This is a genomic window from Flavonifractor sp. An9 (assembly GCF_002161245.1).
Classification (GTDB): domain Bacteria; phylum Bacillota; class Clostridia; order Oscillospirales; family Oscillospiraceae; genus Flavonifractor; species Flavonifractor avicola.
This window is the reverse complement of record NZ_NFHC01000002.1, coordinates 55,641-80,940: the sequence shown is the minus strand read 5'-3', so window position 1 is coordinate 80,940 and position 25,300 is coordinate 55,641. Positions and strand designations below refer to the sequence as shown.

Annotated in this window: 24 protein-coding genes; 7 read left to right on the top strand and 17 right to left on the bottom strand. The window is 60.8% G+C overall.

Features of this window, described 5'->3' with window-relative positions:
- Window positions 1-19: 19 nt before the first annotated feature.
- From wecB to trpS, 3 genes are read right to left on the bottom strand one after another with little or no spacing between them, the layout of a single operon-like run.
- Window positions 20-1,168, bottom strand: coding sequence for a non-hydrolyzing UDP-N-acetylglucosamine 2-epimerase (gene wecB / locus B5G40_RS02180; protein ID WP_087326958.1), 1,149 nt, complete (start codon window positions 1,166-1,168; stop codon window positions 20-22).
- On the bottom strand, window positions 1,165-2,280 hold the full coding sequence (locus tag B5G40_RS02175) for an MraY family glycosyltransferase (RefSeq protein WP_087326956.1): 1,116 nt from the start codon (window positions 2,278-2,280) through the stop codon (window positions 1,165-1,167). The genes wecB and B5G40_RS02175 overlap by 4 nt, the downstream gene beginning before the upstream one ends.
- Before the next feature lie 22 nt (window positions 2,281-2,302).
- Window positions 2,303-3,304 (bottom strand): tryptophan--tRNA ligase, encoded by a 1,002-nt coding sequence (trpS, locus tag B5G40_RS02170; RefSeq protein ID WP_087187872.1) that lies wholly within the window; start codon window positions 3,302-3,304, stop codon window positions 2,303-2,305.
- A 179-nt stretch (window positions 3,305-3,483) separates the two neighbouring features.
- Between trpS and gltX the strand changes: the two genes are divergently transcribed.
- The 3 genes from gltX to B5G40_RS02155 all read left to right on the top strand — a co-directional run bounded on the left by gltX (window position 3,484) and on the right by B5G40_RS02155 (window position 7,753).
- A complete protein-coding gene (gltX, locus tag B5G40_RS02165) occupies window positions 3,484-4,968 on the top strand; it encodes a glutamate--tRNA ligase (RefSeq protein WP_087398608.1) in 1,485 nt (494 codons plus the stop codon).
- A gap of 54 nt (window positions 4,969-5,022) precedes the next feature.
- Entirely contained in the window at window positions 5,023-6,381 is a 1,359-nt protein-coding gene (locus B5G40_RS02160) for a PepSY1/2 domain-containing protein (RefSeq protein WP_087398607.1), read from the top strand.
- Between the two features lie 193 nt (window positions 6,382-6,574).
- On the top strand, window positions 6,575-7,753 hold the full coding sequence (locus B5G40_RS02155) for an iron-containing alcohol dehydrogenase (protein WP_087187869.1): 1,179 nt from the start codon (window positions 6,575-6,577) through the stop codon (window positions 7,751-7,753).
- A gap of 73 nt (window positions 7,754-7,826) precedes the next feature.
- Here B5G40_RS02155 and B5G40_RS02150 read toward each other — a convergent pair whose 3' ends face one another.
- Genes B5G40_RS02150 through B5G40_RS02140 form a run of 3 tightly spaced genes read right to left on the bottom strand, consistent with a single transcriptional unit; the run spans window position 7,827 to window position 11,803 of the window.
- Complete coding sequence (locus B5G40_RS02150; protein WP_158094640.1) at window positions 7,827-8,234, bottom strand: GNAT family N-acetyltransferase; 408 nt, start codon at window positions 8,232-8,234, stop codon at window positions 7,827-7,829.
- 5 nt (window positions 8,235-8,239) lie between these two features.
- Window positions 8,240-10,903: a DNA translocase FtsK gene (locus tag B5G40_RS02145; protein WP_087398606.1), complete on the bottom strand. Its 2,664-nt coding sequence runs from the start codon at window positions 10,901-10,903 to the stop codon at window positions 8,240-8,242.
- Window positions 10,904-10,957: 54 nt separating this feature from the next.
- Window positions 10,958-11,803 carry an undecaprenyl-diphosphate phosphatase gene (locus tag B5G40_RS02140; RefSeq protein WP_242959137.1) on the bottom strand — a complete coding sequence of 282 codons (846 nt, stop codon included), beginning with the start codon at window positions 11,801-11,803 and terminating at the stop codon, window positions 10,958-10,960.
- A 280-nt stretch (window positions 11,804-12,083) separates the two neighbouring features.
- On the opposite strand from B5G40_RS02140, the gene B5G40_RS02135 reads away from it, so the two are divergent.
- The 4 genes from B5G40_RS02135 (at window position 12,084) to B5G40_RS02120 (ending at window position 14,448) form a co-directional block, all read left to right on the top strand.
- A complete protein-coding gene (locus tag B5G40_RS02135; protein ID WP_206407198.1) occupies window positions 12,084-12,551 on the top strand; it encodes a D-alanyl-D-alanine carboxypeptidase family protein in 468 nt (155 codons plus the stop codon).
- On the top strand, window positions 12,503-13,498 hold the full coding sequence (locus tag B5G40_RS02130; protein WP_087398604.1) for an S-layer homology domain-containing protein: 996 nt from the start codon (window positions 12,503-12,505) through the stop codon (window positions 13,496-13,498). Before B5G40_RS02135 ends, B5G40_RS02130 begins: the two co-directional genes overlap by 49 nt.
- A gap of 38 nt (window positions 13,499-13,536) precedes the next feature.
- Window positions 13,537-13,908, top strand: coding sequence for an SH3 domain-containing protein (locus tag B5G40_RS02125; protein ID WP_158099469.1), 372 nt, complete (start codon window positions 13,537-13,539; stop codon window positions 13,906-13,908).
- A 72-nt stretch (window positions 13,909-13,980) separates the two neighbouring features.
- Complete coding sequence (locus tag B5G40_RS02120) at window positions 13,981-14,448, top strand: hypothetical protein (RefSeq protein WP_087398602.1); 468 nt, start codon at window positions 13,981-13,983, stop codon at window positions 14,446-14,448.
- A 47-nt stretch (window positions 14,449-14,495) separates the two neighbouring features.
- Here B5G40_RS02120 and B5G40_RS02115 read toward each other — a convergent pair whose 3' ends face one another.
- The 11 genes from B5G40_RS02115 to abc-f form a co-directional block, all read right to left on the bottom strand.
- On the bottom strand, window positions 14,496-16,217 hold the full coding sequence (locus tag B5G40_RS02115) for a stalk domain-containing protein (protein WP_087398601.1): 1,722 nt from the start codon (window positions 16,215-16,217) through the stop codon (window positions 14,496-14,498).
- Between the two features lie 158 nt (window positions 16,218-16,375).
- A complete protein-coding gene (locus B5G40_RS02110) occupies window positions 16,376-17,785 on the bottom strand; it encodes an aminopeptidase (RefSeq protein ID WP_087398600.1) in 1,410 nt (469 codons plus the stop codon).
- A gap of 26 nt (window positions 17,786-17,811) precedes the next feature.
- Window positions 17,812-18,405, bottom strand: coding sequence for a dephospho-CoA kinase (gene coaE, locus B5G40_RS02105; protein ID WP_087398599.1), 594 nt, complete (start codon window positions 18,403-18,405; stop codon window positions 17,812-17,814).
- Between the two features lie 189 nt (window positions 18,406-18,594).
- A complete protein-coding gene (locus B5G40_RS02100) occupies window positions 18,595-19,323 on the bottom strand; it encodes an anti-sigma-I factor RsgI family protein (protein ID WP_087398598.1) in 729 nt (242 codons plus the stop codon).
- Window positions 19,316-19,798 carry an RNA polymerase sigma factor gene (locus B5G40_RS02095; protein ID WP_087398597.1) on the bottom strand — a complete coding sequence of 161 codons (483 nt, stop codon included), beginning with the start codon at window positions 19,796-19,798 and terminating at the stop codon, window positions 19,316-19,318. Before B5G40_RS02095 ends, B5G40_RS02100 begins: the two co-directional genes overlap by 8 nt.
- 37 nt (window positions 19,799-19,835) lie before the next feature.
- Entirely contained in the window at window positions 19,836-20,087 is a 252-nt protein-coding gene (locus B5G40_RS02090) for a hypothetical protein (protein ID WP_087398596.1), read from the bottom strand.
- Between the two features lie 106 nt (window positions 20,088-20,193).
- Window positions 20,194-21,219 (bottom strand): L-threonylcarbamoyladenylate synthase, encoded by a 1,026-nt coding sequence (locus tag B5G40_RS02085; protein WP_087271519.1) that lies wholly within the window; start codon window positions 21,217-21,219, stop codon window positions 20,194-20,196.
- A gap of 147 nt (window positions 21,220-21,366) precedes the next feature.
- A complete protein-coding gene (locus B5G40_RS02080; protein WP_087187077.1) occupies window positions 21,367-21,624 on the bottom strand; it encodes a hypothetical protein in 258 nt (85 codons plus the stop codon).
- A gap of 40 nt (window positions 21,625-21,664) precedes the next feature.
- Window positions 21,665-22,729 (bottom strand): peptide chain release factor 1, encoded by a 1,065-nt coding sequence (prfA, locus tag B5G40_RS02075; protein ID WP_087398595.1) that lies wholly within the window; start codon window positions 22,727-22,729, stop codon window positions 21,665-21,667.
- 12 nt (window positions 22,730-22,741) lie between these two features.
- Window positions 22,742-23,377: a YdcF family protein gene (locus B5G40_RS02070; RefSeq protein WP_087398594.1), complete on the bottom strand. Its 636-nt coding sequence runs from the start codon at window positions 23,375-23,377 to the stop codon at window positions 22,742-22,744.
- Window positions 23,374-25,275, bottom strand: a complete 1,902-nt coding sequence (abc-f, locus tag B5G40_RS02065) for a ribosomal protection-like ABC-F family protein (protein ID WP_087398593.1) — start codon at window positions 25,273-25,275, stop codon at window positions 23,374-23,376. Before abc-f ends, B5G40_RS02070 begins: the two co-directional genes overlap by 4 nt.
- Between the last annotated feature and the right edge of the window lie 25 nt (window positions 25,276-25,300).

Genomic DNA, 25,300 nt, shown 5'->3' with positions numbered 1-25,300 from the left:
GATCCGTTTGCGAACTCACTTAAACGCCGAACTGCTCCGGCTTATCACTTCTCAGGCCGAACTGCCACTCGATAGCATCCACAATTCTGCGGCAGGCAAAGCCGTCGCCGTAGGGGTTGACTGCGTGGGCCATTTCATGGTAGGTCTTCTCGTCGGTCAGCAGCTCAGAAGCCATACGGAAGATGGTCTCCTCCTCAGTACCGGCGATCTTGACGGTACCGGCCTCCACGGCCTCGGGCCGCTCGGTCTCCCGCCGCAGGACAAGCACAGGCCGTGCCAGGGCCGGGGCCTCCTCCTGCAAGCCGCCGGAGTCGGTCATCACCAAATAGGACCGGGCCATCAGGTTGTGCATCTCCTCCACATCCAGAGGATCGATGAGGTGGATGCGCTGGTGGCCGGACAGGTACTTGGCCGCCGCCTCCCGCACCACGGGAGACAGGTGGACCGGATACACCAGTTCCACATCCTCAAAGGACTCCGCCACCCGGCGGAGGGCGGTCATAATATTGGCCATGGGCTGGCCGTAATTCTCCCGCCGGTGGCAGGTGACCAGAATGATCTTTTTATGCTCATAGTCCAGCTGGTTGAGCAGCTCAGTCGCAAAGTGATAATCCTTTACAACCGTTGTCTTAAGGGCGTCGATAACGGTATTGCCGGTGATAAACACCCCGCCGGTGATGTCCTCCCGGGCCAGATTGGCCACGTTGCTCCTAGTGGGACAGAAGTGCAGGTCGGCAATATCGCCCACCAGCTTGCGGTTCATCTCCTCCGGGAAGGGGGAGTACTTGTCCCAGGTCCGCAGGCCGGCCTCCACATGGCCAACCTTGACCTGATGGTAGAAGGCGGCCAGAGCGCCGGCAAAGGTGGTGGAGGTATCGCCGTGGACCAGTACCAGGTCGGGCTTGGCCTGCTCCAGCACCTCCTCCATGCCCAGCAGACACTTGGTAGTAATGGTGGACAGGGTCTGCCGGGGCTCCATGATATTCAGGTCGTAGTCCGGCTTCAGATGGAAGATGTCCAGCACGGAGTCCAGCATCTGGCGGTGCTGGGCGGTGACGCAGCAGATGGAAGTGATGCCCGGACGGCTTTGGAGCTCCTGCACCAGGGGAGCCATCTTAATGGCCTCCGGCCGGGTGCCGAAGATGGTCATAACACGGATCTCTTTCATTTCTGCTCCTCCTCCGGACTTTCTTCCGTCTGCTCCTCAGATGCTTTTCCCTTCTCCATATCCTTCCGGTTATTGCTCAGGAAGATATGTCCGGCAATGGCGCCGGCAAAGCAAAGGGCCATCAGCAGCAGCATGGCCTTCACCGGGCCGCTGGTGGTGAGCACCACGGCGGACAGGCCCAGAATGGCGCTGATGATATAGAGCACCGCCACCGCCTGCTTCTGGTTGAAGCCCATGTCGATAAGTCGGTGATGGACGTGGCTGCGGTCGGCGTGCATGGGACTCTGGCCGTGAGCAATGCGGCGGATGAAGGCAAAACAGGTGTCAAAGATGGGCAGGCCCAGCATGAGGAAGGGCACAGCAAAGGAGATAATGGTATAGAACTTGAACAGGCCGTTGACCGACACCACCGCCAGGATATAGCCCAGGAAGGTGGAACCGGTGTCTCCCATGAAGATCTTCGCGGGGTTCATGTTGTAGGGCAGAAAGCCGATACAGCCGCCGGCCAGAGCGGCCATAAGCAGGGCCACGTCCCCCTCGCTGACCACCAGGGCGATGACCAGCAGCGTCATGGAACTGATGGTAGACACACCGCAGGCCAGGCCGTCCAGGCCGTCGATCAGGTTGACGGCATTGGTGATGGCCACAATCCACAGCACGGTCACCGGGACGGACAGCCAACCCAGGTCCCAGTACAGGTTGGAGGAAAAGACGTTGGGGTTGGACAGGGTCTCGATGACGTTGCCGGAGAGCACCGCCACCAGGGCGGCACCAATCTGGATGAGAAACTTCAGCTTGGCTCCCAGCGCGTAGATATCGTCAAAAATACCCAGCACCACGATAATGGTGGCGCCCAGCAGCATACCCCGCATCTGGGCGTTCAGATCCAGAAAAATCAGTACGCTGAGCAGGAAGCCCAGAAAAATGGCAAGGCCTCCCATCCGGGGAATAGGATGATCGTGCATCCGGCGGTTATCCTTGGGTACGTCCACCGCGCCCACCTTAAAGGCCAGGCTCTTGACCACCGGCGTGGCAATCAGCGCCACCAGAAAGGCCACCACCAGAGCGGCCGCCACCATCCCCAGCAGGGGAAGCTCGGAATTGATTGGCATAGGAAAGATGCTCCTTTATCTCTCAGCGGGGGATGAAGCCCACTTTTTTATGGACCTTACGCAGGGTCCGCTGGGCCACCGAGGCGGCCTTCTCTGCGCCGGCGCGGTACAGGCCCTCCAGATAGGCCTTGTCGCCCAGCAGGCGCACCGTCTCCTCCCGGACAGGCCGGAGCAGTTCCACCACGGCCTCACCCACAGCGGGCTTGAAGGCGCCGTAGCCCTTGCCCTCAAACTCCACCTCGATCTGCTCATAGGTCTTGCCGGTAACGGCGGCATAGATGTCGATGAGGGTGGCCACGCCGGGCTTGTTGGCACGGTCATAGCGGACACAGTTTTCCGTGTCGCTGTCGGTGATCGCACGCTTGAACTTGCGCATAATATCGTCGGGGCTGTCCATCAGGTAGACGCAGCCCTCGGGGATGGACTTGCTCATCTTGCTGTCGGGCTGGTTCAGGCTCATGACCCGGGCGCCCACCTTGGGGATATAGGCGTCAGGCATGGTGAACACATCGCCGTAGATGCCGTTGAAGCGCTGGACAATGTTGCGGGTGAGCTCCACGTGCTGCTTCTGGTCCTCCCCCACCGGCACCAGGTCGGCCTGATAGAGCATGATATCAGCGGCCATCAGGGAGGGGTAGGTGAACAGGCCGGCGTTGACGTTGTCGGCGTGCTTGGCGGACTTGTCCTTGAACTGGGTCATGCGGGACAGCTCGCCGAACATGGTGTAGCAGTTGAGCACCCAGGCCAGCTCGGCATGGGCGGGCACGTGGGACTGGATGAACAGGATGGACTTCTCCGGGTCGATACCGCAGGCCACCAGCTGGGCAAAGAGCTCGATGGTCTGGCGGCGGAGGGCGGCGGGGTCCTGCCGCACGGTAATGGCGTGCTCATCCACCACACAGTAGACACAGTTATATTCGTCCTGCAGGGCCACCCAGTTGCGCAGGGCTCCCAGATAGTTGCCCAGATGGAGGGCGCCGCTGGGCTGGATGCCGCTGAAGATGACTTTCTTATTCGTTTCCATAACAGGTTCACACCCTTGTCAAGAGATTTCTGCATAGTTGACGATATAATACCACATTTCCCGGCGGTTGACAAGAATAACAGGGCCGCACTATTGACAATTCTAGGGCTGAAACGGTAGAATAAAGGTTACGATTTGACACCCGTCACCCGGGTATTTTGTTCAACGGAGGGATCTGTATGGATCTGAACTGGTTTGAGGAACTGGAGGGCCGCATCCCCCACGACGGCGTGCGCACCCGTTTCGCCCCTTCCCCCACGGGCTATATGCACGTCGGCAACCTGCGTACCGCCCTGTACACCTGGCTCATCGCCCGTCACAACGGCGGTAAATTCATTCTCCGCATCGAGGACACCGACCAGGGCCGTCTGGTAGAGGGCGCCACCGACGTCATCTACAACACCCTGCGCAAGTGCGGGCTGACCTGGGACGAGGGTCCCGATCTGGGCGGCCCTGTGGGCCCCTACATCCAGACCCAGCGCCGTGACCTGTACGGCAAGTTTGCCGAGCTGCTGGTGGAGAAGGGTCACGCCTACTACTGCTTCTGTGAAAAGACCGAATCCGAGGAGGACTCCGGCGATTTTGACCGGGCCGCTGATCCCTGCCGGGATCTGGACCCGGAGGTTGCCAAGGCCAGAGTGGCCGCCGGCGAGCCCTACGTCATCCGCCAGCGCATCCCTGCTGAGGGCACCACCACCTTCTCCGACGCTGTGTTCGGCGACATTACCGTGGAGAACAAGACCCTGGACGACCAGGTGCTCATGAAGCGGGACGGTCTGCCCACCTATAACTTCGCCAACGTCATCGACGACCATCTCATGGGCATCACCCATGTGGTCCGCGGCTCCGAGTACCTGTCCTCCGCTCCCAAGTACAACCTGCTGTACGAGGGCTTCGGCTGGGAGGTGCCCACCTATATCCACTGCTCTCCCGTTATGCGGGACCAGCACAACAAGATGAGCAAGCGCAAGGGCGACCCCTCCTACGAGGACCTGATCGCCATGGGCTATCTGTCCGAGGCGGTGGTGAACTACGTCACCTTGCTGGGCTGGTCCCCCAAGGGCGCATACGCCGAGCAGGAGTTCTTCACTCTGGCCGAACTGGCTGATATCTTTGACACCGACGGCATCTCCAAGTCCCCCGCCATCTTCGACATCGAGAAGTTGAAGTATTTTAACGCCAACTACCTCCGTTCCCTCTCCCCCGAGGCCTTCTATGAGGGTGCCGAGCCCTACCTGAAGGAAGCCGTCAAGACCGAGGGCATCGACCTGAAGCTGATCGCTCCCCTGGTGCAGCCCCGGTGCGACACCTGGCTGGACATCGCTCCTCAGGTGGACTTCTTCGACGCCCTGCCCGAGTACTCCAATGAGCTTTACTGCCACAAGAAGATGAAGACCAACGAGGAGAACTCCCTGGAGGCCCTGGAGCAGGTGCTGCCCGTGCTGGAGAATCTGCCTGAGTGGACCTATGACGCCATCCATGACGCCCTCATCGGCCTGGCTCAGAAATTGGAGCTGAAGAACGGCCGCATCATGTGGCCGGTGCGTACCGCCCTGTCCGGCAAAGCGGTCACCCCCGGCGGCGCGGTGGAGCTGTGCCACATTCTGGGCAAGGAGGAGACCCTCCGCCGCGTCAGACTGGGTATGGCTCAGCTGGCAAAATAAGTGTCACATAGTATGCCCCCTTTTCCCCATACTAGAGGAAAAGGGGGCGTTTTTATGTCAAAACAGAAGATCCGGGTGCTGGCTGTCAGCTTTCTGGCGGCGGCCTTTGTCATTACCGCCGGCTTCGCCGTCCAGGGCCACGTCCGGGCCGCTCAGTACCGGCAGCTGCTGGACAACGGATACCGGCACGCCTTTGCCGAGCTGACCACCGCCACGGGAGAACTGGAGGTGGCATTGACCAAAATGAGCCACGCCACCTCCCCCGCCCTGTTTGCCTCCCTGTGCGCCCAGGCCTACTCCAAAGCCCAGGCCGCCCAGGCTGCTCTGGGCGAGCTGCCCTACGGTAATGTGGAGCTGGAACAGACTGCCGCCTTCCTGGCCCGGGCGGGAGATTACGCCATGGCCCTGGCCCAGGGGACCTCAGCGGAGCTGGTATGCACCGACGAGCACCGAGACGCCCTGTTCCAGCTGTCCGAGGCGGCCGGCGAACTCTCCCTCACCCTGGAGACCCTCCAGGCCCAGCTGAGCGCCGGGGCCATCCGGCCGGAGGATCTGGCGGAGGCCCGTGAACGGTTGGCGGCCGAGGACGGCAGCGGTCAGGTCAACGGCGGCTCCGCCTTCCAAAGCGTGGAGTCCGACTTCCCCGAGGTACCCACCCTGATCTACGACGGCCCCTTCTCCCAGCACCTGGACGGCCGCACCCCCCGGATGCTGGAGGGCCTGCCCCAGGTCACCGAGGAGGAGGCCAGAGAGGCCGCCGCTGTCTTCCTGGACCTGCGGCCTGAGGTATTCACTCTCACCGCCAAGTCCGAGGGCAATCTGCCCTCCTACGGCTTTACCGCCATGGTGAACGGCGGCCAGCTCTATATCCAGGTCACCTGTCAGGGCGGACAGATCCTGGAGGTATTCTCCTCCCGTACCGCCGGAGAGCCGGTGCTCAGCCGGACGGAGGGCTGTGAAAAAGCCGCCGCCTTCCTGGCGGAAAAAGGCTACGCCAATATGGCCCCCAGCTATTTCATGGAACAGGACGGAGTGCTGGCAATCAACTTTGCCCCGGTGGAGAACGGCGTCTACTGCTACCCCGATCTGGTGAAGGTGTCGGTGGCCCTGGACACCGGCGAGGTGGTGGGCTTTGAGGCGGCGGGCTACCTGACCCACCACGGCAGCCGGGACCTGTCCTCCCCCGCCGTGGACGCCCAGACCGCCCAGGCCCTGGTGGACGACTCCCTCACCGTTCTCTCCCACCAGTTGGCTCTCATCCCCACCGGCGGCGAATACGAGGTATTATGCCACGAATTCAAGTGCCAGGCCCAGGACGGCACCCATGTTCTCATCTACGTCAACGCCCAAACCGGCAAGCAGCGGCACATTCTCCTTCTTCTGGAGGACGAAAACGGCACCCTGGTTCTATGATAAAAGCCACAGCAGGCGTACAGTTGTATGCCTGCTGTGGCTTTTTTGTGGAAATTGGTAGAACCAAAAGTTTGGAACGAATAGTTTCTTCTTCATGGATTGACAAAGAATTAACAATGTGCCATAATAGGGGTCGTAAGATCGTTAAACATTTAACGATCAAAATTTAATGAGACATACGGAGGTATTTACCATGTCCCGTTTTACCCTTCCCAGAGACATCTATTACGGCCCCAACGCCCTGGAAAATCTGAAGAATCTGAAGGGCACCCGCGCAGTACTGGTGCTGGGCGGCGGCTCCATGAAGCGGTTCGGCTTTGTGGACAAGGCGGTTGCCTATCTGAAGGAAGCCGGTATTGAGACCAAGCTCATCGAGAACGTGGAGCCCGATCCCTCTGTGGAGACCGTCATGAGCGGCGCTGCCGTGATGCGGGAATTCCAGCCCGACTGGATCATCTCCATGGGCGGCGGCTCCCCCATCGACGCCGCCAAGGCAATGTGGGCCTTCTATGAATACCCCGAGACCACCTTTGAGGATCTGATCACCCCCTTCTCCTTCCCCGAGCTGCGTCAGAAAGCCAAGTTCTGCGCCATCCCCTCTACCTCCGGCACTGCCACCGAGGTCACCGCCTTCTCCGTCATCACCGACTATCAGAAGGGCATCAAGTATCCTCTGGCCGACTTCAACATCACCCCCGACGTGGCCATCATCGACCCCGCTCTGGCCGAAACCATGCCCCCCAAGCTGGTGGCTCACACCGGCATGGACGCTCTGACTCACGCCATCGAGGCCTATGTGTCCACCCTGCACACCGTCTTTACCGATCCTCTGGCCCTGAAGGCCATTGACATTGTGAACCATGATCTCATCAAGTCCTACAACGGCGACATGACTTGCCGTGAGGAGATGCACTACGGTCAGTGCCTGGCCGGTATGGCTTTCTCCAACGCTCTGCTGGGCATCGTTCACTCCATGGCCCACAAGACCGGCGCCGCCTTCTCCACCGGCCACATCACCCATGGCCTGGCCAACGCCATGTACCTGCCCTACGTCATCGCCTACAACGCGAAAGCGCCCGGCGTGGCGGAGCGCTATGCTGACATCGCGAAGACCATGGGCATCACCGGTACCGTGGAGGAGTGTGTGGAGGGCCTGCGTGCCAAGATCCGCTCCATGAACGACGCCATGGGCATCCCCAACACCCTGAAGGACTTCGGCATCATCGAGGACGAGTTCAAGGAGAAGCTGACCGCCATCGCCACCAACGCGGTGGGCGACGCCTGCACCGGCTCCAACCCCCGTCCCATCGATCCCGAGACCATGGCCAAGCTCTTCACCTGCATCTACTACGGTGAAGAAGTCAACTTCTGATCTCCCACAAACCCTTACCCATACATACAAGAGGAGCGCAGTCCGGCGACTGCGCTCCTCTTGTTTGATTTGATTACAGCTCTTTGACATAGAAATAGTGGCCGTAGCTGCCGGTCCCCTGCTCTACCGCACCGAAGCGGTGGTAGCCCATCTTCTCATAGAAGCGGGGGGCCTGAAAGCCGAAGGTATTCAGCTCCAGCCGCTTGGCGCCCTGCCGGGCTGCGTTCTCCTCCAGCTGCTCCAGGATGCAGGCGCCCAGACCGGCGCCTCGGTGGTCCTCTGCCACCCACAGCACATCCAGCATGGCCAGCTCCCCCATCCGGAAGGCATCGCAGCCGCCGATGATCCGCCCGGCTTGGTCGATAACCACCAGGGACAGATCCGCCGTATCCGGCACAAACTTCCGGTTATAGGCCCGCAGTCCGGCGTGGATGGCCTCACCGGCCCCCTCGTCGGCGGGACGGATTACAAACTGCTCCATTCCCATCACTCCATATCAAAGGGGGGCATATCCCGGCTCTGGGGAATGGCGTCCCCCTCAAACTCCAGCTCGTCGGGCACCGGCTCCGGCGCGCCGCTGGCCATGTCCTGCCTGAACTGCATCTCCTGCCACTGCTCCTTGGTGATGAGTACCTGGCGGGGCTTGGAACCCTCAAAGGGGCCAACGACCCCCTTCTCTTCCATCTGATCCACCAGGCGGGCGGCACGGGAATAGCCCAGCTTGAGCCGCCGCTGGAGCATGGACACCGAGGCCATGCCGGTCTCCACCACCACTTCGATGGCGGCAGGCAGCAGCTCGTCGTAGTCGTCTCCCACATCCTCGGGTGCGGAGCCGCCCACGCCCTTGGAGCCCTTTTCCTTCTCGGCGGCGTGCTTTTCGATGTCGTGCATAATCTCCTGATCGTACTCGGCCCCGCCGCTGTTCTGCTTGATGAAGCCCACCACGGCGGCCACCTCCTCATCGGAGATGAGGCATCCCTGAACACGCTGAGGCTTACCGGAACCCAGGGGGAAGTACAGCATATCGCCCCGGCCCACCAGCTTCTCCGCGCCGGTGGTGTCCAGGATGATGCGGGACTCCAGCGAGGAGGCCACGGCAAAGGCGATACGGCTGGGGATGTTGGCCTTCATCAGGCCGGTGATCACGTCGGCGGAGGGACGCTGGGTAGCAATGATCAGGTGCATACCGGCGGCACGGCCCATCTGAGCCACCCGGCAGATGGATTCCTCCACCTCCTTGGCGGCCACCAGCATCAGGTCGGCCAGCTCGTCGATGACCACCACGATCTGGGGCATCTTCTCCATGTCGTCGGTCTTGGCTGCATGGGCGTTGTAGCTGGCCAGATCCCGGACACCAATCTCAGAGAAGGCCCGGTACCGCTTCATCATCTCCACCACCGCCCACTGGAGGGCACCGGCGGCCTTCTTGGGGTCGGTAACCACCGGGATGAGCAGATGAGGAATGCCGTTGTAGATGCCCAGCTCCACCATCTTTGGGTCCACCATGATGAGGCGGACCTCCTCCGGGGTGGCCTTGTACAGCAGGGAGATAATGAGGGAGTTGGTACACACCGACTTACCGGAGCCGGTAGTACCGGCGATCAGCAGGTGGGGCAGCTTGGCGATATTGCCCACAATATTGTTGCCGCCGATGTCCTTGCCCACGGCAAAGGACACCTTGGAGGGGTTGTCCCGGAACTCCCGGGAGTCGATCACGTCGTGGATGTATACCGGGGACACCAGTCGATTTGGCACCTCGATGCCCACCATGGAGATCTGGTTGGGAATGGGGGCGATCCGCACGCCGGTGGCCCCCAGAGCCAGGGCGATATCGTCAGCCAGATTGGTCAGCTTGTTGAGCCGCACGCCCTGATCCAGTTCCAACTCATACCGCGTAACAGACGGGCCACGGGTCACATTGGAGATGTTGGCGTCGATGCCGAAGGAGCGGATGGTATCGCTGAGGCGGGCCTGGTTGGCCCGCAGCTCCCCCGCCACGTCGGAGCTGGATACCCCCTCCCCCTCCGTCAGCAGGGAGACGGGGGGATACTGGTAAACCGCGGGCTCCTCCTCCAGGCTTCGGGCAATGTCCTGGGCCACCTCGGCGGCGGCCTGGGCGGTCTCCTCCCTCTGGCGGGCCTTGGCGGAGGTGGGGGGCACGGCGGGCTCCCGCACGATCTCAGGCACAGGCTGAGTCTCCGGAACGGGTTCCGGCTCCGGTTGGACCACAGGCTGGGGCTGGACGGCTTCATGCCGGATCTCCACCGGCGCGGCAAAGGGCAGAACCTCCTCCGGCGCCTCCTCCTCGGGCTGGGCCTGGGCATTGCCAGCCAGCACCTGATCGGGGGTAGGCACTGAGGGCTTGCGATTGAAAAAGCGCTCCTTCTTCTCGATGGGCTTGGGTTCCCGGCGCTTGCCCACCAGAGGTCCGTCATCCACCGGAATATCAATCTGGGGCTGCTGTCTGCGGCCCTCCCGGACAGGTTCCGGCTCACGTTCGGCTTTCTTCCGGCGGGGACGGGGCTCGGGGATCTCCTCCTCCTCGTACTCCGGACGGCTGCGAAGCCTGTCCACCACATCGGTGGGGGAAATATGGAAGCATACCATTACCAGGATCACAGCCAGCAGCACAAAAATGATACCGGCGCCGATCTTGCTGAACACAGCCGTGAGACCCAGTGCAATCACACCGCTGATCACACCGCCGCTGGCCAAAGCCTCGCCCTGTTTCCAGAGCAGTTCAGGCAGCTTCATATCCCAGGCATAGGCACCCTGGGCCAGCAGCAGGTGGAAGAAGCCGCCTGCCAGCACCGGCAGCAGCAGGGCGCACCACACCCGCAGCCGCACCGGGCGTCCCCGGTGGAAGGCCAGGATACCGCTGGCCACCAACAGCATGGGAGGCAGCAGCAGATAGCCGTAGCCGATCAGCCCTTTCACCAGCCCGCAGAAGAAGTCGATGAAGATGGCCTGGATGTGGAAATAGCCCAGCGCAGCGAAGATGGCCAGTAACAAACACACCACGGCCCCCACCTCCCGCCGGACCGGGCGGGGGGCGGGCTTTTTGCGGCTGGATGTGGTGCGGGAAGAGGAGGACCGGCTGGAAGAGGCAGTCCGCTTCCCTCCGGTGCTTTTCTTCTTTGCGGTGGCCATGGTATCAGATCCTTTCAGGGTCGGGTTTCCCGCCCACAGGTGGGCGGTACCGATTTACATCATAACGGTTTTCACAATGCCGGCGATGAGGCTGCCAAGGCCCACCGCCCAGCAGTAGTAGGCGAACTTGCCGAACTTGCCCTTGTCGGACAGGGTCTTGACCAGCCGGATGGCAAAGTAGCCCACCACGGCAGCTACGGCCACGCCCACCAGATACATGGGCAGTTCAGCCATGGCAAAGCCGCTCTCCACCGCGTCTTTCAGCTCCAGAATATTGGCGCCCACGATGGCAGGCATGGACAGAAGGAAGGAGAAACGAACGGCGAAGGAGCGGTCAAAGCCCCGCATCATACCTACGGAGATGGTGGTACCGGAGCGGGACAGGCCGGGGATCACCGCCAGAGCCTGGCCGCAGCCCACGATGAGGGCATCCACCACGGTGGCGTTCTTGGCAGTCTTACGGCCATGCGCCAGCCGGTCAGAGAAATAAAGGATGCAGCCGGTGGCCAGCAGCGCAATGGACACCATAATGGAGCTGGCAAACAGGGCGTTCACCGCATCCTGGAGCAGCACCATCACAAACAGGGGCAGGGTGGCGATGATAATGAGCATTACCATCCGCCGGGCGGGAGGCGGCGGAGTGCCGGTGTCCTTCCCTGCCAGGGCGGCGATGCCCAGGAAGAACTCCCGGATCATCTCCACCACGTCCTTCCAGTAGACCACCAGCACCGAGATCAGGGTACCAAAGTGGAGCATGACCGTAAACATCATGTACTTTTCTTCCATGTTCTCCATGCCGAAGAACTGCTGAAACAGGGCCAGGTGGCCGGAGCTGGAGATGGGCAGAAACTCCGCCACACCCTGAATAATCCCCATGAGGATGGCCATCAAATAGCTCAAAACGACTTCCTCCATTCACGATTTTTGGGAATCGAAACCCGTTTGAAAATGAGTTCGTCCCCGGTACATCGCCCCTGTACGCGGTATACTGCGTCAGGGCGGTTAGTTTTTATCATATCATATCCGGCGGAGTTTTTCCATCCTTTTTCCCTCCAGTTGAAAAAATCACAGGAACAGTTTTATTCCCAGCGGTACTGTCATTTGACAAAGACTTTTGGATATGCCATACTGATTGCAATACCAAACGGTTCATGTGCCGCCGGAATTGGAGATGAGCGATATGTCGTGCAGCAAATCCCGTCGTTCCATGAGTATTCTTTCTCTGCTTCTGATCTTCTCTCTGCTGCTCAGTACGGCAGCTGTGGCCGCGCCGGAACCGGAAAAGCCGAACATCACCGCCGCGGCCGCCATCGTTATGGACTATGATACCGGCGCCATCCTTTATGAAAAGGATGCCGATACCATGCGGGTCCCCGCCTCCATGACCAAGGTTATGACGGCCTACATCATCTTTGAGGAGCTGGAGGCCGGCAACCTGACACTGGACACCATGGTACCCATCAGTGCCGAGAACGCCCAAAAATCCCGGGACGGTAAGAACTATCCCGCCTCTGTTCCCCTGCCCGCCGGGTCCTCCGTATCGGTAGACACCCTGCTCAAACTAATTATGATCCCTTCGCCAGCGCCAGCTGCATCGTTATGGCTGAGTATATCTCCGGCAGTGAGGAGGCCTTTGTCCAGCGGATGAATGAGACCGCCACGCGCCTGGGTATGACAGCGGAATATGAAAGCTCCCACGGCGCTCACGTCCACTATCTCACCGCCCGCTCCCAGGCCACTCTGGTCCGGGAATTCATCCATCGCTTCCCTCAGATTCTGGACTATACCTCCCTCACCGGGGTCTCCTTCAATGGAAAATGGTACCCCAACACCAACAAACTGCTGCCCGGCCTGGACTACGCCTATGACGGCGCGGACGGCTTCAAGACGGGCACCATCACCGCCGCTGGCTACTGTCTCAGTGCCACCGCTGTGAAAAATGGCCGCCGCATCATCAGCGTGGTAATGAAGTCCTCCAACGACAAGACCCGCCACACCGACAGTGCCGCCCTGCTGGACTACGGCTTTGCTCTGCTGGAGTACCAGTCTCCCTTTGACGACGTGGCTTACCACTGGTGCCGGGAAGAAGTGGCCGCACTCAAGGACCTGGGGGTGGAGCTCCACACCGACGGAGACACCTTCCGTCCTGACGACCAAGTGACTCGTGCGGAATTTACCGCTATGCTGTACACTGCCCTGGCGCAGAAGAATGCTCTGCCTCAGGCACCCGAAGGTGTGGAGGAGCCCCTCTTTGCTGACGTGGAAGGCACTTGGGCCGCCGACTACATCCATCAGGCCGCCCGACTGGGTCTGGTGGCTGGCACCGATGAAAACACCTTTGCCCCTGATCGACCCATTACCCGGCAGGAGATGATGACCATCATCGGCCGCTGCCTGGACCTGCCCGACGAAAACGGCCTGGGCTTTGCCGATGACGGCGACATTGCCTTCTGGGCTCTGGAAGCCGCCGCCCGCACCTCCGCTGCCGGGCTGTTCCAGGGCGGCAGCGGCAATGCTCTGATGCCGTTGGCCACCTCCACCCGGGCCGAGGCCGCCACTGTGCTCAGCCGTGTGGTTGAGATGCTGGAACAATAAAGGAGAATGGGTATGATGAGACGCGCCGCTGCTCTGCTGTGCGCCCTGGCCCTGCTGGCCGGTCTGGCCGCCTGCGCCGCCCCACAGCCGGAGCCGCCGCAGTGCTCCCTGCCGGTGCTTCCTTTACCATCCTGGGGGAAAAGGGAAACTGGTGGAAGGTGTCCTCTGGCTACGGAACCGGCTGGGTAGACCATCGCCTGTGCATGATCAATCTGCCCGACGTGGTCCCTTCTATCGTATATGACGCCACCAACGCTTATTCCTCCCGGTACACCAGTTCAGGCAAAGATATCCCCGGTATCACCGGCCAGGCCCTCTACCAGGGCAAGGTGTATAACCCTCGCTTTGATGAGGAGCAGTTCCTCATGCCGGTGCTCTACGCCACCGCCAAAAAGATCTGCGCCGCCTAGCAAAAGGCCCTGTCCCAGGGCAACAGTCTGAAGCTATACGAGGCCTACCGGCCTTATGCCGCCCAGCGGGCGGTGGTCAAGGCCCTGACCGCCCTGGCGGAGCGTGATCCTGAGGTCAAGGCGGGCATCACCACAAAGCCCTGGTCCATGACCTACTTCATCAACACCGGCTACTCCAATCACCAGAAGGGTTTTGCGTTGGATGTAAGCCTGGTGAAGGTATCCCGCACCGAGACCCGTACCACCGGCGGCCACACCTATCTGGTACCGGTGGACTATCAGGAGTACGAAATGCCCACCCCCATCCATGAACTGAGCATGGCGGCGGCCTCCACCACCGGTCCCGGCGAAACAACCCTGGCTTCCACCATGAATGACCCGGCTCTGGCCCTGCGGAGTTATTTCCGCAAGGCGGGCATGACGCCCCTGGAGTCGGAGTGGTGGCATTTCAACGACTACGCCGCCCGCACTCTGGCGGGAGGACGCACCTCCACCGGCGGCTTTGAGGTCACCCGCTGCCGCAGCGCCGCCCCCGGATAAAATAGAGAGGCAGGACGTAATGTCCTGCCTCTCTATTTTATCCCGTTTCAGTTCTTCACGCCGGAGCCGCCGCAGCCGATGCACAGCCGCCGACCGGTACTGCCGCAGTAGGTACAGCCCTGAGGGGTATCCATTCCCATAATGGAGATGGACTGGCCCTGGCCGGTGCCTCTACAATAGGGGCAGGTCACCATTCCGCTGCCACCGCAGACGGCACAGCTCTCCTGGGGCAGGCCGTTGACATCCATCTCCCCCACAGGAGAGGACGTATTGGAGGAATTGGTATAGGAGTTGATGGTGCGGAGGTTATTTCCGTCCCCATCCATCACATACATCTCGGCATATTGATATCCCTTGGTGGCAGTAGGTGTACCCGCCCCCGCGCTCTTGGCTTTCAACACAGCAACCCACTGGCCGTCATTGGTGATGTAGTAATAATTTTCACCGGACAGCAGGGTTTCAGTAATGCCGGTATTGATGTTGGTCCGGTACACCCTGGAGCCGTCGCTTCCATAGGTCCATTCGCCGGTACGCACGGAGGACAGATCCTCAGCGCTGTTAAACTGGCTTTCCGTGATTTTAGAAGCGGCCCCACTGCCAAGGCTGATCTGATAGTATTCCGTAAAATACTCAGCACCGTAGTAATTGCTGGTATCCTCATTCCGGGAAAACTTGATCCCGAAGTAGGCATTCTCCTGATCAAATTTGACCCCGGCCGCCACATATCTGTGCGTATAGCTGCTGTTCTTGAGCCCCAGCTGGGTCACGGTGCCTTTGATGTTGCAGATTTCCTTTGACGTGCCGGTATTTGTGTCGATCATCAGGATTTTGCAGCTGGACTCGCCGCTGAGCAGGGGCGAAATGCCCTCCACCACAAACAGATACTGCTTCCACAGGGCAAAATCACTGCCATCCTCCACGATCAGGCGGCCCGCATCGGGACGGGTATAGAGCACCTGAGAGGCGCCCGAAGACAGATCCAGCTTGTAAACACGCTGTGTCTCCCCCTCAAAGCCGATGATAACCATTTTATCCCCGCAGATGGAGAAATCGGAGACCTTGCTCAGCTTGGCAAACACGGTTTTCCGCTGTCCGTCGGCCATATTGATGGCGTTTACGGTCTGATTATCCCGGTTGATGTAATAGATCTGATTCCGGTTCACCACGATCCCCAGGGGCGCTCCTCCGGAGGCGTAGGTTCTGGTGGCCGCGCCGTCGTAGGCGTAGATATACGGCTGATAGATAAAAGAGTAATAGAGCACGCCGTTGTGAATATAGCCGTTTGTGGCCGCGTTGGAGCCGTCGATCCACTTCTCAGAGGAAACCGTCACAGTCTGGGTGCTTCCATCCCACTCCACATTGCAGTCAAAGGACTCGGATACCGCCCGGACAGGCACCAGGGTCCGGCCATTCAGGGCAATGGGCGGCACATCTAGGTCGTAGACCACACTGTCTCCGCCGCCCACGCTCCTGGCAAATCGGTTGTTGCCCAGCTGCATGACCACCAAGGTATCCCCCTTCTGGGCAGCTACAGCCTGATCCTCCGGAAGCCATTCCACCTCGGCGCCCAGCGCCTCAAAGATGGCCCGGAGCGGCACCAGCACCCGTCCGTTCTGGGCGATGGGCGGCTGATCGAAGGTCAACTTCTCCCCGTCCACATACACGGAGATCTCGCTGCCCGCCGCCTGGGCAACGCCTCCAGCCGGCACAAAGGCCGCAGTCAACAGAAGCACAGAAATCATCAGGGACAAGAATCTGCGTCTTTTCATGGGATCCACTCCATTTCCATTTTTATTTTCGCTGGAAGCAGTATACCATATTTATCCTTGTATATCAATCTGTAGAATTTCTTTTTTCGCCGTCCGGGCAAACAAACAGGGAGCCCCCGACCTGATGGCCGGGGGCTCCCCGTGTTCATTTATTTTACTTACTGAGCCTCGTAGACCGCCTTCATGCCCTTGTAGGTCATATAGCAGTCCAGCTTGGACACGGTCTCGAAGGGGGCGTGCATGGACAGAACAGGCACGCCGGCGTCGATGGTGTCGATGTCACGCTCAGCCATATAGCAGGCCACGGTGCCGCCGCCGCCGGCGTCCACCTTGCCCAGCTCGGCCATCTGCCACACCACACCGTTCTGATCCAGCACACGGCGGACATAGGCCACCAGCTCGGCGGAGGCATCGGAGGCGCCGGACTTGCCCCGGGCGCCGGTGTACTTGCACAGGCCCATGCCGTAGTTGACCTTGGCGCTGTTGCGCTTCTCGTACACGTCGGCAAAGTTGGGGTCGAAGGCGGCGGTCACGTCGGCGGACAGGCAGAAGGACTTCTCATAGCAGGCCTTCAGGGTCACCCGCTGGGCGTCGCACAGATCGCTCATGAAGGTATCGAAGGCGGCGGACTGCATACCGGACACGCCCTCGGAGCCGATCTCCTCCTTGTCGGCCAGCATACACACGGCGGTGCGGGCGGGGGTGCCCAGGGTAAACAGGGCAGCCAGGGCGGCAAAGCCGCACACCCGGTCGTCGTGGCCGTAGGCGCCGATGAGGGAGCGGTCAAAGCCGATATCCATGGCCTTGAAGGCGGGCACGGCGGACAGCTCGGCAGAGATAAAGTCCTCCTCGGTAATACCGTACTTCTGGTTGAGCAGGTCCAGAACAGCCAGCTTCACCCGGTCGGAGCCCTCGTCACCGGCAAAGGGACGGCTGCCGATGAGCAGGTTCAGGCTCTCGCCGGGAATGGCCTCGCCCAGAGGCTTCTTGGACTGCTCAGCACCCAGGTGGGGCAGCAGGTCATCGATGGTGAAGCGGGGCTCGCCCTCAGAGGAGCCAATGGACACCTTTACGGTGGCGCCATCCTTCAGGGCAATGACACCGTGGAGTTCCAGAGGGATGGTGACCCACTGATACTTACGGATACCGCCGTAGTAGTGGGTCTTGAAGAAGGCCAGCTCAGCGTCCTCATAGAGGGGGTTAGGCTTCAGGTCCAGGCGGGGGGAATCGATGTGGGCGGCGCCGATATTGACGCCCTCGCTGAGGGGCTTGCTGCCGATGACAGCCAGCATGATGGCCTTACCCCGGTTCACCCGGTACAGCTTGTCGCCGGGATTGAGGGCCATACCACGGACAAAGGGCTTGAAGCCGTGATACTCGGCCAGGCGGACGGTCTCGTCCACGCACTCCCGCTCGGTCTTGCCGGCGTCCAGGAACTTCTTGTAATCCTCACAATATGCGTTCAGATCCGCCTCTTCCGCAGGATTCAGGCGGTCATAGCCATTCTTGGGCTGATAGAGCAGGGCTTCCCGCCGCAGCTCACCGGCGGTCTTTTGTTTCTCTTCCATGTGAGAGTCCTCCTTTATGATAAACGTTATGGGATCAGCGTCTGAAACAGAGCCAGGGCCTTTTGGGCGAATTCTTCCGCTGTGCCCTGGTTCTCTAGAATGTGGGTGCAGTGGGTACGGAAAAAACCGTCCCCCTGCTGGGCATCCACCCGCTTACGGGCGTAGTCCTCCGGGATACCCTCCCGGGCCATGATGCGGCGGATACGGATCTCCCTGGGAGCCAGAATGCCCACCACCGCGTCGCAGGTCTCCCCTACGCCGCTCTCGATGAGAGCGATGGCATCGATGGCTACCGCCGTCCGTCCGTCCGTCTCTGCCTGGGCGGCCTGCCGGTCGATCTCTTCGATGATAAATCGATGGGTAATGGCATTCAGGTCGGCCAAAGCGGTGGGATCGGCAAAGACCACACTGCCCAGGGCCTTCCGGTCCACCTGCCCCGTCTCATCCAGGATAGCAGAACCGAAGCGGGCCGTCAGGGCGTCCCCCATGGGAGCGCTGTGGGCCAGCAGGTCATGATACACCTGATCGGCGTCAATGATATGGGCCCCCAGTTCGGTCAATACGTTGAGGGCGGTGGTCTTACCCGCTCCGGTGGGGCCGGTGATGCCGATGCGTTTCATGTCCTTCGCCTCCAGCAGTTAGTATACCACACTATCGGTATGGTGTGTGAGCGATTTGTAAATTGTGGCGGCTTCTCCACATCCGTAGCCTAATTAGTATACCACAAGTTCCGCCCCTTTGGAAAACGATTTTTTCCAAAAGCGAAGAATCGGGACGGCGAATTTTCACTCGCCGTCCCGATTTTATCGCTATTCATGCTCGGACCAGCCGTGGTGATGGCCGTGGCCGTTCCCCGTCGGGGCACTCTCTACAACGTTTCCCTGCTCCAGCGATCCAATCCAGTCCCGGATCTGCCGCATGGTCAGCCCCGCCACATCCTCCGCCGTCACAGTGGGGTCCAGAGCCTGAAGTTCCAGAAACGCCTGGTACTTGCCCAGGGACAGCCCGGCATGGTGGGCCTCCTCCAGCGCTTCCGCATCCCCATGATGGCACTGGACATTCTCCTGCCCGGCGGTACAGTCCTCCGCCCCCGCCAGCAGACGGCTGCACTGGGCCTCATCCTCCCCCGCCACGGTGATGGACAACAGCTCACCTGCCGCCAGCCGGTCGGCAATGCTCTCACTGGCTACCAGCTGTTCCAGGGCCTCCTGGTAGTCCATCAATCTCAGGTCCAGGCTGTCGGCCAGCTCCTGACCGTCCTCATTCCAGGCGCGAACGGTCACCACCTTGTCAAACCGGTTGATCCCCAGTTCCAGGGATGGATTGATGTCGATGCTGAGATAGGTGGTTGGTGTAAAGTAGTAACGGTATCCACCCAGCCCCGCCAACAGCAGCACCAGGCAGACTGCCACCGCGGCCAGGTAGCCCACAGGCCGGTGGCGGCGGCTCCGCGCCCGGTCCAGGGCGGCCCGGGTATTTTCCTTCATGGCTTCTCCGGCGTAAAGCTGCCCAAAGGCCTCCCGGATCTGCTCATCCATGGTCCTCACCCCCCAGCGTTTCCTTCAGGTGCGCCCTGGCCCGGGCCAGAGTGGTGTAGATGGTGTTCACGTTCTTACCCAGCAGGCGGCTCAGCTCCGGGGCGGTATAGCCCTCGTAGTAGTGGAGGTATACCACCTGCCGCTCCTTCTGGGGCAACGCCAGCACAGCGGCCAACACCTCCTGCCCCTGGCCGGTAAGCTTGTCGGCCTGGCCGGTCAATTCCTCCAGAGGCACGGTATTTCTGCGGAAAAAGCTGCGGAGCAGGTCCTTGCAGGCATTGAGGGTCACCCGGATGAACCAGGCCTTCTCATGCTCGCCGCTTTCAAAGGGCTTGTCGTGGAGCAGATACTTCAAAAACACCGTCTGGAAGATGTCCTGGGTGTCCGCCTCATTCTTCAGATGGATCATGCACAGCCGTCGAACGGTATCCCCATACCGCTCCATCGCCTGATTGGTCTCCTCTTCACTTCGCATGGACACCCTCACCTCCCCTCCGGCTCAGCCGGACCTGTTACCAGCCGTGATGGCCGCCGCCGTGGCAGCTGTGTCCACTGTACCCGCCGCCATACCGGCAGCTTGTACCATGGTAGTCACACACCCCATCGCCGTCGGTATCTGCAAACCGGCAATAGTTCCCCCGGTTGTCACAGATCCCGTCACCATTGGCGTCCACGTAATTTCGCCCCCCGGCGGCAAAGGCGCCGGTCACTCCCACCGTCAGCACCAGAGCGGCAATGGCGGTACCCATCAGGATTTTCTTCATGGTGATTCCTCCTTACTTCATTTGGTTTCACCCTGAATACGAACCAAAGGACGGAATCCTTTCAACACTTTGAAAAAAGATGGCCGTGAAAACACGGCCATCTTCGTTAATCGGGCTGATCAGCCCGGATGATATGGAATCCGGCCGCCTTGTTGAGCCGGTTGGCCACCGCCAGACCGATGCCGGTGGCGTCGGGACACTGGGCCCAGATGTGGGTCACGTCGGTGCCGTCGAACCAACGCAGGGCGTCGAACACCCGTCTGGCCTGCTCGGGCACGTCGGTGCTGGGGCCCAGCTGCTCCAGGGGGTGGCCCTCAAACAGATGGGTATACTCGTCAAAGCAGATCACCCCGTCGCCGGGGGCCATATGGGTCTGGATGTATCGGGCCGCCGTCTCAGGCGCGCCCTGAACCACCGTCACCGGCGCTTTGGGTGCGTAGTGGCGGTACTTCATGCCGGGGGCCTTAGGCTGCTCCCCGGCACCCATGAGCCGGGTCACCGCCGGGTCCACCGCCACCTCGCCCAGTACACTCTTCAGCTGCTCCAGGGTGATGCCGCCGGGACGCAGCAGCCTGGGCGGCTGCTCGGTCAGGTCGATAATGGTGGACTCCACCCCCACGGAGCAGGGGCCGCCGTCCACAATGCCGTCGATCTTGCCGTCCATATCCTCCAGCATATCCGCCATATTGGTGGGGCTGGGCCGGCCGGAAGTATTGCCCGACGGGGCAGCTACCGGCACATCCGCGGCAGCGATGATAGCCCGGCACACCGGATGGGCCGGGCAGCGCATCCCCACTGTGTCCAGTCCGGCGGTAACAGCGGCAGGCACAATGGGCTTGTGCTTGAGGATCATGGTCATAGGACCGGGCCAGAATTTGTCGGCCAGGGCATAGGCCGCCTCCGGGATGTCCTCGCAGTAGCGCTCCAGCCAGTCGGCGGTGGGGATATGAAGAATCAGCGGGTTGTCTTGGGGACGGCCCTTGGCCGCAAAAATGTGACCTACCGCCTCGCTGTTCAGCCCGTTGGCCCCCAGGCCGTACACCGTCTCGGTGGGAATGCCCAGAAGGCCGCCCCGGCGGAGGATGTCCGCCGCCTCCCCGATCTGCTTATCATTCAAACGCAGGGTATGCATCCTTCCTCACCGCTTTCTCAAAACCGATGACGGCGGCGGCGACGGCGGTCCTTCTGTACCACCGTCAGGATACCTGCCGCCAGCAGGGCGGCGCCGGACAGGATGTGCAGGATGCCAATGGCCTTTTTCATACCCAAGTCTCCTTTGTTATTCGTAGATGCCCACCGGCGTGCCCGCCAGTTCAATGGTGGTATCGGGGGCGAATTTGGCCTTTTGCAGATAGCCCTTCACGGTGAGAATGCCGTATTTGGGGTTGACCTTCTCGTCCTCCAGCTCCAGCTCCAGATAGTCGGCGCCCGAGCCGGTGAGCCAGCCGTCGTCCTCCAGCAGGTTCGCCAGATCGTCCCGTACCAGATCCAGGGTCAGCCCCTCCGGCAGGGTATTGAAATGAATGATCAGTTCCATGGTCAGTGCTCCTTTTCTAGGATTCCGGGATGCCTCCCGTTTATTCCTCCTGGCTGTGTTTGAGCCGCTCGGCCTGGTCAGCGGTAACCAGTCCATCGATGATCTCGTCCAGGTCGCCGTTCATCACATTCTCCAGCTTATACAGGGTCAGGCCAATGCGGTGATCGGTGAGCCGTCCCTGAGGGAAATTGTAGGTACGGATGCGCTCGTTCCGCATTCCGGTGCCCACCTGGCTGCGGCGCTCCGCCGTCAGGGACTCCTCCTGCTCCCGTACCTTCTCCTCATACAGCCGGGAGCGCAGGATCTGCATGGCCTTGTCCCGGTTCTGAAACTGGCTGCGCTCCTGCTGGCACTCCACCACCGTGCCGGTTGGCTTGTGGATGAGCCGCACAGCAGAGGAGGTCTTGTTGACGTGCTGTCCGCCCGCGCCGGAGGAGCGGAACACCTGCATCTCAATGTCGGCGGGGTTGAGCTCAAAGTCCACCTCGTCCACCTCGGGCAGCACCGCCACGGTGGCAGTGGAGGTATGGATGCGCCCGCCCGACTCGGTCTCGGGCACCCGCTGGACCCGGTGTACTCCGCTTTCAAATTTCAGGCGGGAGTAGGCCCCGTCTCCCTCAATGGTAAAGCAGATTTCCTTGACGCCGCCCAGCTCGGTTTCATTCACCGAGTCTACCTCCACCTTCCAGCGGCGGGCGTCGGCGTACATGGAGTACATCCGGAACAGGGAGTGGGCAAACAGTGCCGCTTCCTCCCCTCCTACTCCGGCCCGGATCTCCACGATGACGTTTTTGCCGTCGTTGGGGTCCCGGGGCAGCAGCAGGATGCGGATCTCATCCTCCAGTTTGGCGATGTCCTCCTTGGCCTGCTGATACTCCTCCTGGGCCAGCTCCTTCATGTCGGGATCGCCCATCAGCTCCTCCGCGTCCTTCAGGTCCTGCTGACGGCGGGTATAGGCCCGCCAGGCAGTGACCACCGGCTCCAGTTCCCGCTGCTCCTTATTGAGTTTGGCCACCAGGACCGGGTCGTTATAGGTCTCCCCTGCCCCCAGCTGGGCCTCGATACTGGCAAAACGCAGGTCCAGGGCGCTTAGTTTTTGCTGCATATCCAAATTATATCACCTGTCAAAGAAATAGGACTTGACCAGAGCCAACGGCTCCCGGATGTACATCTTCAGCCGGGATGGAATGTGGGAGCTGGGGGCCGCCAGGGTGGACAGGGTATAGTCCCCCTCCCATGCTCTGTCCCACAGCATCCGCACCCGGGTCAGGTGGAAACCGTTGGATACCACCAGCACTTGGCTGGTATCGATCCCCTCCTGCACCAGCAGAGCCTGGGTAAAGCGGATGTTTTCCCAGGTGTTGTGGGATTGGTCCTCCAGCAGGATCTGGTTTCCATCCACCCCGTGGTCGGTCAGATAGTCGCACATACACTGGGCCTCGCTCTGGTGTTCGTCGGGGCCCTGCCCGCCTGAGGCCACGATGGTCAGGTCCGGGTGGTCCTCCAGGTAGTCCAGGGCTTTATCCAGCCGGTCCTGGAGCAGGATAGACGGCCCCCAGGACTCCACCTTGCAGCCCAGGATCACCATCACCTTGGGTTCTCCGGTAATACTGTCGTGGGCGCCAGACAACACCACACCCAGCAGCACCGCAAAACTCAGCAGAGCAGCCAGCACAGCCGTCAGCAGAGCCAGCAGCCATACCGGCTTTCTGCGCCCTCCGTAGGGGCGGTAATACTGTTTTCCGCGTCTCATCCTCTGGCCTCTTCCAGTTCCGCGGCCAGGGTCTCCCACTTGGTGTACAGGGTGGCGATCTCGTCCTCCAGCGCCTTCTGCTCCTCATACACCTTCTGGAGCTCCAGGTAGTTGGAGGCCACCTCCTCAGCCTTCAGGGACAGTTCGTACTGCCGCTCCTCCGCCTTGGCCACCGCCCGCTCCGCCGCGGCCACCTGCTTCTCCAGCTCCTTGGTGCCGCCGGGGCGCTTGGGCTTCTCCTTCTTGGGCTTCTCCGGCTCCGCCTTCACCGGGGCGGCAGCCTGGGCCTTGGCCCGCTCCCGGGCGGCCCGGAACTCCTCAAAGGTGCCCCGGAAGTCGGTGATGTGCCCGTCCTCCAGCATCCAGATGCGGGTGGCGAACTGCTTGATGAAGTAGCGGTCATGGGATACGAAGAGCAGGTTGCCCTCGTACTCCGCCACCGCCTCCTCGATCCACTCCCGGCTGGCAATATCCAGGTGGTTGGTGGGCTCATCCAGGATGAGCAGGTTGATCTGCTCGTCCATCAGCATACACAGACGCAGGCGGCTCTGCTCGCCGCCGGACAGGGCGGACACCGGCTTAAACACGTCCTCTCCCCGGAAGTTAAAGGCGGCCAGCCGGTTGCGGGCGGTTTGAGTGGAGCAGTCCTGATCGTAGATCATAGTGTCCACCAGGTTGCGCTCCGGGTGGGAGAAGTGGATGATCTGGGGCAGGTAACCCACCTTTACAGTTGGCCCCATCTTTAACTTTCCGGAGTCGGGCTCCTCCTCCTTCAGCAAAATCTTCAGCAAGGTGGATTTGCCGGTGCCGTTATCCCCCAGCAGGGCGATGCGCTCACCTCCCACCACCTCCAGATTGACGTGGTCAAAGAGGGTGCGCCCGTCAAAGGACTTTTTCAGCTCCTTGATGGTAAGCACCTCGTCCCCGCGGAACTCCCGCTCTCCGAACTTCATGTCCAGGCGGCGCTCCTTGGCGGGCTTGTCGGTGGTACGCAGGCGCTCAATCCGTTTCTCCATGGACTGGGCCCGCTTAAAGATCTTGTCGTTGCCCGAGTAGGCCCAGATCCGCAGCTGCTGGGCGGCCTTCTCCAGCTGCTCAATCTTGGCCTGCTCCTTCTCGTACCGCTTCAGCTGCTCCTGATAGCGGTGCTCTTTCTCCACCACATAGAAGGAGTAGTTGCCTTCGTAGAACTCCGCCTTGCCGTCCTGGATCTCAATGACCCGCTTGACCACCCGGTCCAGAAACCAGCGGTCATGGGAGATGGCAAGGACAGTACCTTTATACTTGTCCAGATATTCCTCCAGCCACTCCGTAGCCCGGAGGTCCAGATGGTTGGTGGGCTCGTCCAGCAGCAGGATATCGGTGTCCTCCAGAATGAGCCGGGCCAGGTTGACCCGGGTTTTTTCGCCGCCGGACAGAGAGGAAAAGAGCTGACCTCTCATATCCTGGGAAATTTCCAGGCCGTTGCACACCTTGTTCAGGGGGGTGATGGTATCATAGCCGCCCCCCGCCTCAAAGGCGGCAGTGAGGGCATCGTACCGCCGCAGCAGAGCCGGGTCGCTGTCCCGGCCCATACGGATAGTGAGCTCCTCCATCTCCCGCTCCATGTCGTGAAGCCGCTGGAAAGCGGTCTGGAGCACGTCCTCCACCGTGTACTCCGGCGGATAGACGGGGATCTGGGAGATAAGCCCCACCCCCTTGCCGGGGGCGATGTGGACCTCACCGTCATCCCAGTCCATTTCGCCGGTGAGGATTTTGAACACCGTGGTCTTGCCGGCGCCGTTTTTGCCCAGCAAACCCACCCGTTCCCCCTGGTCGATCTGGAAGGTGAGGCCGTCCAATATTTTTTTGCCTACCTCGAACTCTTTGGACAGGTTCGAGACGGAGATATCGATCATTGCTTGCCTCCAAATGGTGTGTGTG